Raw genomic sequence first — 12,773 nt, 5'->3', positions numbered from 1 at the left:
AGCGACAAGGAAAATTTCAAACACTAAATCATATTAATATCAGCCGGAAAGCATTATAAATGATAAAAAATACAAATTATTACACTGATTTTAATTCACAATCGATAGAACCCACTCATCAGGTGACACAATGCTAAATATTCCTACCGACCTTAAAATGCATTTTGAATTACTGACTGATGCCTTTACTCAAAGCGATAAAGTCAAAAAACTTACCGTTAAAAAATGTAGTAAACATTATATTTCCAATAATATTTGCTGCTTTCAGGGAGGGCTATTCCCTATTTATATGAACAAAGAAGATCGTTTGCTGGCTTATGCAGAAGGGCTTACTATTCTTGGGCTAACAAATTTCCACACAAACACCGTCGATATTTATATTAAGCCAGCCCAAACCAGTATCATATTTACTTTGTCAGCAGAAGAAGCAAAAAAAATCATCAAAGAAAAAAATCTATATGAGTCAATAATCTATGTACTATCTAATAATATAGTCGAGTTTTTTCATACTTTTGAAAAAACCATTACTTCTAACAATTATTCTTTTATCCGCATTCTGCTTATGGACTTAAATCAGACCAGCGATGCGGTAAAAACCTCTGTCACGGTGGCATCTTACATTATGAAACGCTCAGGGCTATCGCGTAGCTATGTAATGATGGTGCTGTCAGAATTAAGAAAGGGCGACTATATCACCATGGAAGATGGCAAATTAATTTCAATAAATTCACTACCGGAGAAGTTCTAAGCAACAGCGTAGCTGACTACTGCTCTGCCAACGGTAGAAACTGACATAAGCTATCTAAACTTGCTGATAGTTGAACCAGAAAAATATCCGCTATTGTCAGAGTCGGCCAGCTAAACTCAACAACCATCAATCCTAATAATTATGCGCTAATTCGCACGCTATTAATGGACTTGAATCAGGCCGCCGATATGGTAAAAGCTTCTGTAATGGCAGTTTTTTTATTATTAAGCGTTCCGGGCTCTCTATCGCGCAGCTATGTCATGCTGGTGCTGTCAGAATTAAGAAAAGGTGGCTATGTCACAATAGAAAAAGGAAAACTGGTTTCAATGACTTCGTTGCCGGAAAAACTCTGACTCCCACCGGTTTGCTGGCCGGAATCTTAATAAAAATTAGAGAGAGACAGGCTATACTCCGCGCAGTTTTTTCTCCTATAGTTAATAAATAAATACAGGTTCAGGTATCAAATAATGGCAGACCAGTTTCCCGACTATAAAATTCATCTTCAACGGTTGATGGACGCGTTTACCCGGAGCGATAAAATTAAAGCCATTGCAGTGCCAAAGGGGAATTCTTATCTTACGACCGATGAGGTCTGCTGTATTCAAAAGGGAGTTTTCTCTGTGTATATGAATCAGGGAGAGCGCCTGCTGGCCTATTATGAAGGGCAGGCCATTATCGGTCTGACTAACTTTTACTCTGAACCCGTACAGTTTTATATTAAGCCGGGCAAAACCTGCACCATATCTACTCTGCCAACAGAAGAAGCACGAAAAATTATTAAAGAGAAAGATTTATATCAGTCAATAGGTTACGTATTAGCCAATAATACAACGGCTTTTTTTCATATGTATGAAAAAGTCATTAGCCCTAATAATTACACCTTTATTCGCCTGCTGATTATGGACTTAAACCGGGCCAGCGATGCAATAAAAGACTCCATAACGGTGGCTGCCTACATTATTAAACGCTCAGGGTTATCACGCAGCTACGTGATGATGGTGTTGTCAGAATTAAGAAAAGGCGGCTATATCACTATGGATGATGGTAAATTGATTTCAATAACCTCATTACCGGAGAGGTTCTAAACACTATATTTACTGGCTGATATTCTGACAAAAAACAGGACCGGGTTGGTTATCCTCCCTGACTGTTTTTATCTTATTGTTAACAGAATCCATTTACTCAGGTGCAAAAAATGACAGATAATCTTCCCGACTGTGATGCTCATCGTCAATGGTTGATGGATACCTTTATTCGCAGTGGTAAAACCCAGCAGCTTACCATTAAGAAAGGTAAGGTATATCCGATGACAGACGATATTTACTGCATACAGGAGGGTTTTTTCGGTATCTATATGAATGAAGAGCGTCTGCTAACTTTTTATGAAGGGCCTGCTCTTCTCGGCCTGACTAACCTTTATGCTCCCCCAACCTATTTTTATATTAAGCCGGGCCAAAATATCACCGTAAATGCCCTGACCATAGAAGATGCCCGCAAAGTCATTGCCGAAAAAGGCCTGTATGAATCAGTCAACTACGTACTGGCGAATAATATGACCGAATATTATCGTGTGTTTGCCAAAACCATTAACCCTAATAACTATGCTTTTATTCGCCTGTTGTTAATAGAATTAGCCCAGTCCAGTGACGAGATAAAAAACTCGGTGACCGTGGCCTCTTACATTATTAAACGGTCCTGGTTGTCACGCAGTTATGTGATGATGGTACTGTCAGAATTAAGAAAAGGTGACTATATCACTATGAATAATGGCAAACTGATGTCGATAACCACCTTGCCGGAGAGGTTTTGAATATCCGGTTAGTTAGCTGACGTTCCGGCAACAATATTCAGTTCAGGTTGATTATATCCAGTTCCCATTTTGTCCTATACACTGTCAGAGTTAAGAAAAAGCGGCTATCTCTTTATGAAGAATGGCAAATTGACTTCAGTCACATTATTGCCAGAGAAACTATAAGGTCAGGATGAAGTAATAGATGTTTTATCAAAATAGCGTTACCTCGCGGTGTAAACACGCGCGAGGCCTGAAATTAGCGTACCGCAGCAGGTAACAACACCCGGCGAGCACCAATATAGTGCTCCTGCCAGTAGTCCTCATCCAGTCGGCTAATCTGAATATCTTTACCGGTACGTGGCGCCTGAATAAACTCACCATCACCCAGATATACCCCAACGTGATCCGCATAACCACGGCTACGACTATGGGTACGGAAAAAGACCAGATCGCCACTATGCAGTTGCTCTTTTTCTATTTCCAGCGCCTGTTCAGCGGACATATGAAACATATTATTGGCGGTTCTTGGCAACATTGATTTCAAATGGTCCCGATAGGCATAGTTCACCAGACCACTACAATCAAATCCGGTACGTGGTGAAGTTCCTCCATAGTGATAGGGCTTACCCAGTTGCTTCATCAAGTTAGCAATCACTTCACGTTTCGCAGCCACCATGGTGTTTTTCTGAACCGTCGATATTTGAGGGTGCATACCTTCGCTAATTCGTAACTCATCAATGTTACGCTGACGGAATGGATTACTCCCTGCCAGAATCTCCTGTTGCTCATCAGACTGCTGATGGGCTTTACCGACGCCATTTAATGAAACTCGTTTACGTTTGGTGTTGCTTTTCATCACCACATGGGCTGCCAGCGGTAACTTTTTGCTAACCTGATGGTGGCCAGCGGCATTAGCATGAAAAGAGAGAAACAGCATAAAAATGCAGATAATCCCTCCAACGAAGGAACGAAACAGGCTATAGAGTGCGATAGGTATAATATGCGTCATAATAGTATGATTTAAATTTATATTTCGGTCTCAAACTGAAAGAGGAAAAGTGGAATCAGTCTATTCAGTTGTGCAAAGATTAAAACGTTTTTTTTGTAACCCGAACCTGTATAAAAATGACAAGATGTTTCAATGAGAAATAGATTGGCTGCTACCAGACCTAAAAACTGACTCCATTATCAGTCTGAAATAAAAAAACCGCCGTTTGGCGGTTTCTTTATTTTCATCCCATCTTAATCAGCAATAATCGGCGACGCGGGAATCGCGTCAGGCTGCTTTTTTGCTGTCCAGCCTTTGTAAGCCAGCGGCAGGAAAGCAACCGCAACCGCTAACAGGGATACAATTCCTACGTAATAAGCCGGAGCCATAGAGCTTTGCTGTAGCCATGCGCCGGTTATCATTGGGGTTAAACCACCAAATACCGCGTAAGCCAGGTTGTAAGCAAAAGACAAGCCGGAGAAACGAATAGCCGGTGGGAAGGCACGAACACCAACAATTGGCGTTGTGGCAATAGCACCAACAAACAGCCCCATCAAACCATAATTAAACATCAATTCCCCTGCGCCAATTCCCGGATGCAGCGAACTGTAAAAATGGTAAGCCGTAATTGCTAAACCACCCCAGGATGCCGCCATACAGACTCGGGTACCCAGCTTATCGCTAATCCATCCCCAGAAAATACAGCCCAGCGTTAACATGAGTGTAGCAACGCAGTTAGCCTCCAGCGAAATGGTTCTGTCGATCTGATACATCTTCTCTACCACAACAGAAGGCGTCATCAGAATGGTTACCACCACCGCCGTAGACAGAGACCAGGTCAAAATTGCGGTAATACCACAGGCCAGCTTATGGCTCTTAATAACCGTTTTAACCGGAAGCTCTTTTGCCAGAGCATGCTTTTCTGCCATCTCTTTAAAAATTGGGGTTTCCTGCAAGAATTTACGCATGTAAACCGAAATAAAACCAAACACGCCACCAAGAATAAACGGAATACGCCATGCATAATCGTTAATTTCTGTCGTGCTGTAGCTACGTTGAATAAAGATAGCCACAATGGAACCCAGCAGGATACCGCCAGTAATACCTGAGGTCAGGGTACCAATACCTAAACCATAACGCTGCTCAGGGGTGTGTTCTGCAATAAATACCCATGCGCCCGGCATTTCACCACCGATTGCTGCACCTTGCAGGATGCGCATCAGTAACAGAAGAATGGGTGCCATCACACCAATAGAAGCGTAAGTTGGCAGTAAACCAATCACCAGCGTTGGTAATGCCATCAGGAAAATACTTAGGGTGAACATGCGCTTACGGCCAATTTTATCGCCGTAGTGCGCCATAATAATCCCACCGAGCGGGCGAGCCAGATAACCGGCAGCAAAAATACCCAGGGTTTTCATTTGGGCAATAAACTCATTATCACCAGGGAAAAACAGTTGGGTTAATGTTCCGGTAAAGAAAACAAAGATAACGAAATCATAAAACTCCAGGGTTCCACCAAGGGAAGATAACCCTAAGGTCTTATAATCATTATTATTCAACGGTCGCGCTTTGGGCTGGCCTGTTATTGTAGGTGAAGACGCTGTCATTTACTTATAACCTGTTATCGAATTATTGTATTTGCGAAAATCTTGCCTAAAAATAGATTAATTAGGTTTCCAAAAGTGACCGACGCGAACACATTCCGTAGCCGGAAAATAAATCAGGAATGCATATATCGTTCAGAGATGTTCTGTCGCTGAAGGCACTCAATCCATTGATTCGCGGTCAGTACTGCGTAGCTGTATGAATGGTCACTTGTTACTAGTTATAGCAGTAAATTCGACATACTGTAAACCACACAACTGAAAATAGGTCATCATGCTTTATTTGTCAGCAAAACCCAGAATATTTATCTAAATAAATTCGTATTAAGAATGATTCATAACAAATATAGCCTGTCAGACCGTGTGTGACTGGTAAAAATCGAGCCTTTATACAACACTTCTGTTAAAAATAATTTTCTGTCAAAAGATAATCGCATGCCTTAAGGGAAAAAATAGAATAACCCCTCTGTTTTCTCCACCGGCAGGTTGATGGTTTTATATCCCAAATGGATAAAATACTCTTCCCAGGAGCCTGTCGATCAAACTCTGATATCAGAAAATGATTATCCTGACTCTCAATACATTGTTTTTTTTATTTTATATATAACAAAAAATTATCTAAATATAATTAAATAACGAATGATTTTATAATAATTTCAATATAACCACTTCAAAATTCAAGATATATTTATTATAATCAAAGCGTTTTTAATCATTATTAATTGACTTTAATAAAAATAAGACGAATTTAATGGCTAAAGAAATCATAGTGTGTGGCGCTACTATCAAAGTGCAAAATAGCGTTAGTATCTACAATCAAATTACCTCATTAAATTTAAATCAATCTTTATCCTCTTTAATTGATTACCTTGATGAAGATTTACTACAAATAGAATTCAGCAACGGCAATATTGTTGATATTGGTTGGTATCCCTCTTTTGACGATCAGGGGCAATTCGTTATCTATGCCATTTCTGACAATAACTGGGATGCACCCTGCGCAAAGTTTACCACCCGGGACGGTAGCGAACTGATTGCCCTACTCAAACAATCCATTGCTATTGCATCAAAGTAACTCCTGATAAATGTTCCTTATAGAAAACGTTTCCACTCACAGGTTTTGATTTCTGTTCACTGGTATTCTATACCTGAAACGATTTATGTAACAAATTTGATAATTAATTGTTATAAATAATTTAATTTTGAGCTATGGTCGACACTTTGCATCCCCCTGATGTTAACGGATTATGGATGTTATTGCTCAGGAGCGTTATGTCTGTCAGCCATCAGAAACAAGCAGTAACCTCTTCCGCCACTCGAGCTTTTATCGTCTTTCTGGCAGGAGTGAGTGCCGCATTACATATTTGGAAACTGCCTCCGGTGCTGCCTGTGTTGCAGGAAACGCTGGCGCTAACCCTGTCGCAGACGGGATGGTTAATTTCGGTATTTCAACTGGCGGGAATGCTACTGGGGCTGGTATTTGGTCTGTTTGTCCAGCGTATAGGACAAAAGCAAAGTATTCTTATTGGCCTGTTGGTCCTCTCCGCGGCATCATTTGCCGGTGCAACGGCCAACAACATCTCAATGCTACTGATATTTCGGATTATTGAAGGCTTTGCCTTATTAATGGTAACCATGTCTGCCCTGGCCTTAATCAGGCATATAGCCCCCAAAGCCCGATTAAGTTTCTTTGTTGCCTTATGGAGTGCCTATATACCAACGGCAACGGTATTTGCGCTATTTGCCGGTGCCTCCATGATCAACTATTTTGACTGGTCAGTGCTATGGGTAGGTTCGGGCATTATCACCCTGTTGATGGCGCTGCTGGTGTGGTTGCTAGTGAAGGAGAATAACTCAAGCCCCTCTCCTTCGAATAACCAGTTACATCAAGCCTGGTTGTCCATCAAACAAACCCTGACGACGAAAGAACCCTGGTTGGTGGCGGTCACCTTCTCCATGTATACCAGTCAGTGGGTGGCAATCATAAGTTTTCTTCCCATTATCTACCGTGAAGCAGGGATCTCCGGTGCACTAATGGGTACCTTCACAGCAATTGCCGCCGGGGTTAATATTGTTGGGAACTTATTGGCAGGAAAACTGTTACAACACAAGGTATCTGCTAATCTGCTGTTAAATATTGCTTTCATTACTATGATTCTGTCCGCTTTTATTGCCTTTGGACTCAACAGCTCCCCATGGATTCAATTTATCGCTATAACTCTGTTTTCTGCTGTCGGAGGGCTGGCCCCGGCGACTCTGTTTAATCTGGCCGTTAAAGTGACCCCATCAGCACAAAATATTCCCGTTACCATTGGTTGGTTACAACAGTGGATAAGCTTTGGGCAGTTTGCCGGCCCGATCATTGTTGCTTTGGTGGTGGAATATACTCAAGGTTGGGGGTCGGTATGGCTGTTAACCGGAGTCTGGGGTGTACTGGGAATTGTTTTAAGCTATTTATTATGTCGCACCGCGGTAGTTAAGTCATAAATTGGCCTACAGCAATCCGCTATGTGCGGCGCAGAATATCCATCATTTCTGGGATCTGTGATATCACCTGGTTTAGTTCGGGATCAATATCAGAGGTTTAACGCAATCTCCAACACACAAGCCTTTGTAAAACAGTGAACATAAAAGTAATAACGCACTACATGCGTGGGTACTGGAAAAGAAAGATTTGAAAAATACCAGGCGCCATGCGGTATTCCTGAAATAGAGTCGTAAAAAAACCAATAAATTGTAATTAAGTTACAGAAATAATAATAAGCTACCAAAGTAATGGATTCAAAACAGGGTTATTGATTGGCAAAGTGGGAAATGAAAAAATATTTTGTGATGAATATCTCATTTAATAAACAAACACCACTAACAAAAAAGCGATCTTGATCACATAAAATCCACTAAATCAGAACTTTTATTAACATTGTCGCTTTATTACAGCCCATTCTTGTGATTAATGTCACACATAAACATAGCGCAAGGGGGGTGACTGGGTGACATTGATCACAAAGTCCACCCCGGGGTACGCGAGATAAAAATGTCGTGATAGAGTCGGCCTGCATTGAAAAACGATTGACGGTTTTTGGCGAAACCGTCCCGACTACTACACGCGCACCACCATCTGCGCGTACCTCGAGGGGTGTTTTATGTTATCACCAAATATAAAGGTCAAGGTACAGAATTTTGGCCGTTTCCTCAGCAATATGGTGATGCCCAATATCGGCGCATTTATTGCCTGGGGGCTGATTACTGCACTGTTTATTCCTACTGGTTGGCTACCTAACGAAACGCTGGCTAAACTGGTTGGCCCAATGATTACCTATCTGCTGCCGCTGTTAATTGGCTACACCGGTGGGCGTCTGGTTGGTGACGAACGCGGTGGTGTGGTTGGGGCAATTACCACTATGGGAGTGATCATCGGTGCCGATATGCCGATGTTTATGGGCGCCATGATAGTCGGTCCTTTAGGTGGTTATGCCATTCGCCGCTTTGACCGTTGGGTTGATGGTAAAATCAAAAGCGGTTTTGAGATGTTAGTGAATAACTTCTCTGCCGGTATTATTGGTATGCTGCTGGCTATTCTGGCCTTTATGACTATTGGCCCTCTGGTTGAGTCACTGTCGAAAGTGATGGCCGCCGGGGTGAATATTATGGTGCAGAACAACCTGCTGCCATTGACTTCGATTTTTGTTGAACCGGCTAAAATCCTGTTTCTGAATAACGCCATCAACCACGGAATTTTCTCTCCCTTAGGGATCCAACAGGCCACAGAAACCGGCAAATCTATTTTCTTTCTGATTGAAGCTAACCCGGGTCCTGGTCTTGGCGTTCTGCTGGCCTATATGTTTTTTGGTAAGGGTAGTGCAAAACAGTCCGCTCCGGGTGCGGTCATCATCCACTTCTTTGGCGGCATTCATGAGATCTATTTCCCTTACGTTTTAATGAACCCGCGTTTAATTATAGCGGTGATTTTAGGCGGAATGACCGGGGTGTTTACCCTGACGCTGTTTAATGCAGGATTAGTTTCCCCGGCTTCTCCCGGTTCTATTTTTGCCGTACTGCTGATGACACCAAAGTCATCGCTAATTGGTGTCGTTCTGTCAATTCTGGCGTCGGGTATTGTCTCATTCCTGGTTTCTGCCGTAATGCTTAAACGCGCACCTGCCGGTGAAGAAGAGAATAACGGTCTGGCAGATGCCACTCGCCGTATGCAAGGTATGAAACAACCGGCCAAAGGCAATAAAGCCCAGGGCGGAGCAGCACAGCCTGCCATGAACAAAAACGATATGGTGACTATGTGCGCACCATTATAGTTGCCTGCGATGCCGGTATGGGCTCCAGCGCCATGGGTGCCGGTGTATTGCGTAAAAAAATAAAAGATGCAGGACTCAACCATATTTCTGTCGCCAACTGCGCGATTAACAGTCTGCCGGAAGGCGTGGATATGGTGATTACGCATCAGGACCTTACCCGTCGGGCGATGGACCATGCGCCTCATGCTATCCATATCTCGCTGAAAAACTTTCTCGACAGTCAGCTTTATAACGAATTAACGGCCCGGCTGCTGGCGGCCAAACATCCGCAGGCCGCCAACGACAGCAAATTGATTACTCAAACTATTGTCGCAGCTAATGATGAACATTTTGACCCGGCCCATCAGGAAGAAAATCTGTTTGAGCTGAGTGCCAATAATATCTTCCTCAACTTGCAGGCTGACAATAAAGAGCAGGCTATCCGCTTTGCCGGTCAGATGCTGGTTGATGGCGGCTATGTGGAGCCAGACTATATCGACGCAATGCTGGCCCGTGAAGCGTTAACCTCAACCTATCTTGGAGAATCCATTGCCGTTCCACACGGCACCGTAGAAGCCAAAGATCGCGTACTGAATACCGGCGTAGTGATTTGTCAATACCCACAGGGGGTCTGTTTCGGCGATAGCGCGGAAGAGACAGCCCATCTGGTCATTGGTATTGCGGCACGGAATAACCAGCATATTCAGGTTATTACCCGTTTAACCAATGCATTGGATGAAGACGGCATTATTGAACGCCTGGCAAAAACCACCAGCGTGCAGGAAGTATTAGACCTGCTGGCCGGTGAGCAAGCCGCTTAGTTGTACGTATTGCAAAGTATCTACTGCCGCAGTCATCATTTTAGCTGCTGATACTTTGTTATTAGGGGCTGGTCCCCAGCCCCTGATCTTTTTTTGCGGTTTAGATTTGAACACAGAATATTAAGGTTAAGCTTATGAAAGCAATACATTTTGGTGCGGGCAATATCGGGCGTGGATTTATCGGTAAACTCTTGGCGGATGCTCAGGCCGAACTCACCTTTGCCGATGTTAACCAACCGTTGGTTGATCAACTGGCACATCAGCAAAGCTATCAGGTTAATGTGGTTGGTAAAGATGCCAGAATAGAAAAAGTGAGCCATATTAGCGCAATCCACAGCGCCAGCCCGGACGCTATTCGTCAAATAGCGCAAGCCGATATCATCACTACGGCCGTTGGCCCACAAGTGCTGGAAAAGATTGCCGGTACTCTGGCCCAGGGATTAATCGCTCGCTACCAACAAGGTAACAATCAGCCGTTAAACATTATTGCCTGCGAGAATATGGTGCGTGGCACCAGCCAGCTTAAGCAGCATGTGATGCAACAGATTCCTGAAGAGATGCAGGGATGGATGGAGCAATGCATTGGTTTTGTCGATTCTGCCGTAGACCGTATTGTTCCTCCTGGCGAAGCAGCTAACGATCCATTGGATGTCACGGTTGAAACCTTTAGCGAGTGGATTGTAGACAGCACTCAATTTAAAGGAGAGCTACCCCATATTGAGGGTATGGAACCTACCGCTAATTTAATGGCCTATATAGAACGCAAGCTGTTCACCCTAAATACCGGGCACGCTATCACTGCCTATTTAGGTCAACAGGCGGGATGTAAAACCATTCGTGAGGCTATTCTCAATCCGGATATTCGTCAGATAGTAAAAGCTGCGATGGAAGAGAGCGGTGCTGTGTTGATTCGGCGTTACTCATTCGATCCTGAGCAGCATGCCGCCTATATTGATAAAATCCTGAGTCGTTTTGAGAACCCCTATTTGCATGATGACGTTGAGCGTGTAGGCCGTCAGCCATTGCGTAAGCTGAGTGAAGGGGATCGGTTAATTAAGCCGCTTCGTGGTACGCTGGAATACGGGTTACCACATCAAAATTTACTGATTGGTATCGCGGCGGCATTGAATTATCGCAGTGAACAGGATCCACAGGCGCAAGAGCTGGCAAATATGCTGGCCTCGAAAGGTATTGAACAAACCCTGCGGGATGCTTGTAACCTTCAGGATCAACCCAAAGTTGTGACTCAAATAACAAATGTGTATAACACCATGCAGCGTCAGGCTTAACAGATGTCTGTATAATGTGAGTATACACTTTTATGTAACAACATCGGGCAGCAATGTCTGCTATTCAGGTAAAAACGTTAGCTGGCAAAGTAAACTATGGCAACAATGGAAGAAACACAGGTATTTGAAAACCGCATTCTGGAACGTTTGAATGCCAGATTAACGGTGAAAGGCTTTATTGAGGCTGCTGTCAGCCTGTTAGCCGACGCCGTCGATCTGCTGATCCTGCAGGTATTCCGCAAAGATGATTATGCCGTCAAGTATGCCGTCGAGCCATTGCTGGAGGGTTCAGGCCCTCTGGCAGCACTTCCGGTACGCCTGAAGTTGATTTACGCCCTGGGAGTCATCACCCGGGATGAATATGAAGATGTTGAGCTGCTACTGGCACTCAATAATGAGCTGCTCAATATTCAGGGTAATCTCAGCTTTACCGATGATGAGGTGCTGGGTCCGTTACATATGTTGCATGGGATTGCCCTCCCCCCACCCCCGGTACTAAACCTGCCGGAAGAGGTGATTGATGACAAGCTGGTGGATATGCAGCTTCAGCGTTATCAGCAGGCTATCCGCTCGACGTTGGTGCTGTATATTACGGATTTGTTGTCGAGATTGGGGCATAAGAAGGCTTTCTAGAGTGAATATTCTGGCCGGAAGACCGTCTGTACTCGGTTACCGGGTGCGTCAGGTTTCGCCCTTCGCCCTTCGCCCTTCGCCCTTCGCCCTTCGCCCTTCGCCCTTCGCCCTTCGCCCTTCGCCCTTCGCCCTTCGCCCTTCGCCCTTCGCCCTTCGCCCTTCAGGTTAAAGCATCCGAATGTTGCCTCAGTCAATAAAAAAGTAGCACGACCAACATGGATGTTGGTCGAGGCGCAGCGACGTCTGGAGCGGCTCTGCGCCGGTGCGTCAGCTTTTTTATTGACTGAGGTTGCCGCCGCTACGCGGCGGTCAACAGTCGGCTGCGCAGGCGCGGGGAGTGCAGAGGGGCGTTCGCCCCAACGCCCCTTTGCTCGACGCAAGCACTACTGCCGGGATAAACACTACACCCAAAGCGGCGAAACTGACACCAGACCAAACAGTTAAACAGCGAGGCATGCAGATGTGGGAGTGCAGAGGGGCGTTCGCCCTAACGCCCCTTTGCTCGACGCAAGCTCCACTGCCGAAATAAACACAACATCCAAAGCGGCAAAACTGACACCAGACCAAATTAAACAACATCAAAACAACCTTCCCTTCCCCCACACA

At 44.3% G+C, this 12,773-nt stretch carries 10 protein-coding genes and 2 pseudogenes; 10 read left to right on the top strand and 2 right to left on the bottom strand.

The window, feature by feature from the left end; all coding sequences use genetic code 11:
- Positions 1–130 precede the first annotated feature (130 nt).
- The 4 genes from LPW36_RS05375 to LPW36_RS05360 all read left to right on the top strand — a co-directional run bounded on the left by LPW36_RS05375 (position 131) and on the right by LPW36_RS05360 (position 2,558).
- Positions 131–748, top strand: coding sequence for a helix-turn-helix domain-containing protein (locus LPW36_RS05375; protein ID WP_230608402.1), 618 nt, complete (start codon positions 131–133; stop codon positions 746–748).
- 83 nt (positions 749–831) lie between these two features.
- Complete coding sequence (locus LPW36_RS05370; protein WP_338085968.1) at positions 832–1,101, top strand: helix-turn-helix domain-containing protein; 270 nt, start codon at positions 832–834, stop codon at positions 1,099–1,101.
- 114 nt (positions 1,102–1,215) lie between these two features.
- Entirely contained in the window at positions 1,216–1,833 is a 618-nt protein-coding gene (locus LPW36_RS05365) for a helix-turn-helix domain-containing protein (protein ID WP_230608398.1), read from the top strand.
- Between the two features lie 110 nt (positions 1,834–1,943).
- Complete coding sequence (locus LPW36_RS05360) at positions 1,944–2,558, top strand: helix-turn-helix domain-containing protein (RefSeq protein ID WP_230608396.1); 615 nt, start codon at positions 1,944–1,946, stop codon at positions 2,556–2,558.
- A 238-nt stretch (positions 2,559–2,796) separates the two neighbouring features.
- Here LPW36_RS05360 and LPW36_RS17810 read toward each other — a convergent pair whose 3' ends face one another.
- Positions 2,797–3,549, bottom strand: coding sequence for a C40 family peptidase (locus LPW36_RS17810; RefSeq protein WP_276574008.1), 753 nt, complete (start codon positions 3,547–3,549; stop codon positions 2,797–2,799).
- 233 nt (positions 3,550–3,782) lie between these two features.
- Positions 3,783–5,138: an MFS transporter gene (locus LPW36_RS05350; protein WP_230608395.1), complete on the bottom strand. Its 1,356-nt coding sequence runs from the start codon at positions 5,136–5,138 to the stop codon at positions 3,783–3,785.
- A gap of 748 nt (positions 5,139–5,886) precedes the next feature.
- Between LPW36_RS05350 and LPW36_RS05345 the strand changes: the two genes are divergently transcribed.
- The 6 genes and pseudogenes from LPW36_RS05345 to LPW36_RS05325 all read left to right on the top strand — a co-directional run bounded on the left by LPW36_RS05345 (position 5,887) and on the right by LPW36_RS05325 (position 12,167).
- Positions 5,887–6,210, top strand: coding sequence for a hypothetical protein (locus LPW36_RS05345; RefSeq protein WP_230608392.1), 324 nt, complete (start codon positions 5,887–5,889; stop codon positions 6,208–6,210).
- A 197-nt stretch (positions 6,211–6,407) separates the two neighbouring features.
- A complete protein-coding gene (locus LPW36_RS05340; protein WP_230608390.1) occupies positions 6,408–7,622 on the top strand; it encodes an MFS transporter in 1,215 nt (404 codons plus the stop codon).
- Positions 7,623–8,278: 656 nt separating this feature from the next.
- A pseudogene (locus LPW36_RS05335) lies at positions 8,279–9,708 on the top strand (PTS mannitol transporter subunit IICBA); the annotation flags it as partial.
- An 84-nt stretch (positions 9,709–9,792) separates the two neighbouring features.
- Positions 9,793–10,245, top strand: a pseudogene (locus tag LPW36_RS17950) (PTS sugar transporter subunit IIA); the annotation flags it as partial.
- Between the two features lie 134 nt (positions 10,246–10,379).
- A complete protein-coding gene (locus LPW36_RS05330) occupies positions 10,380–11,534 on the top strand; it encodes a mannitol-1-phosphate 5-dehydrogenase (RefSeq protein ID WP_230608388.1) in 1,155 nt (384 codons plus the stop codon).
- Between the two features lie 96 nt (positions 11,535–11,630).
- Positions 11,631–12,167 (top strand): MltR family transcriptional regulator, encoded by a 537-nt coding sequence (locus LPW36_RS05325; RefSeq protein ID WP_230608387.1) that lies wholly within the window; start codon positions 11,631–11,633, stop codon positions 12,165–12,167.
- Positions 12,168–12,773 lie beyond the last annotated feature (606 nt).

This window comes from Limnobaculum eriocheiris (assembly GCF_021010575.1).
Classification (GTDB): domain Bacteria; phylum Pseudomonadota; class Gammaproteobacteria; order Enterobacterales; family Enterobacteriaceae; genus Limnobaculum; species Limnobaculum eriocheiris.
This window is presented reverse-complemented; position numbering and strand designations above follow the sequence as displayed.

Excerpts from the sequence above, each read along its gene's own strand:
- LPW36_RS05375 (WP_230608402.1), top strand. The coding sequence starts at position 131 with ATGCTAAATATTCCTACCGACCTTAAAATGCATTTTGAATTACTGACT.
- LPW36_RS05365 (WP_230608398.1), top strand. The coding sequence starts at position 1,216 with ATGGCAGACCAGTTTCCCGACTATAAAATTCATCTTCAACGGTTGATG.
- LPW36_RS05360 (WP_230608396.1), top strand. The coding sequence starts at position 1,944 with ATGACAGATAATCTTCCCGACTGTGATGCTCATCGTCAATGGTTGATG.
- LPW36_RS17810 (WP_276574008.1), bottom strand. The coding sequence starts at position 3,549 with ATGACGCATATTATACCTATCGCACTCTATAGCCTGTTTCGTTCCTTC.
- LPW36_RS05350 (WP_230608395.1), bottom strand. The coding sequence starts at position 5,138 with ATGACAGCGTCTTCACCTACAATAACAGGCCAGCCCAAAGCGCGACCG.
- LPW36_RS05345 (WP_230608392.1), top strand. The coding sequence starts at position 5,887 with ATGGCTAAAGAAATCATAGTGTGTGGCGCTACTATCAAAGTGCAAAAT.
- LPW36_RS05340 (WP_230608390.1), top strand. The coding sequence starts at position 6,408 with ATGTCTGTCAGCCATCAGAAACAAGCAGTAACCTCTTCCGCCACTCGA.
- LPW36_RS05330 (WP_230608388.1), top strand. The coding sequence starts at position 10,380 with ATGAAAGCAATACATTTTGGTGCGGGCAATATCGGGCGTGGATTTATC.
- LPW36_RS05325 (WP_230608387.1), top strand. The coding sequence starts at position 11,631 with ATGGCAACAATGGAAGAAACACAGGTATTTGAAAACCGCATTCTGGAA.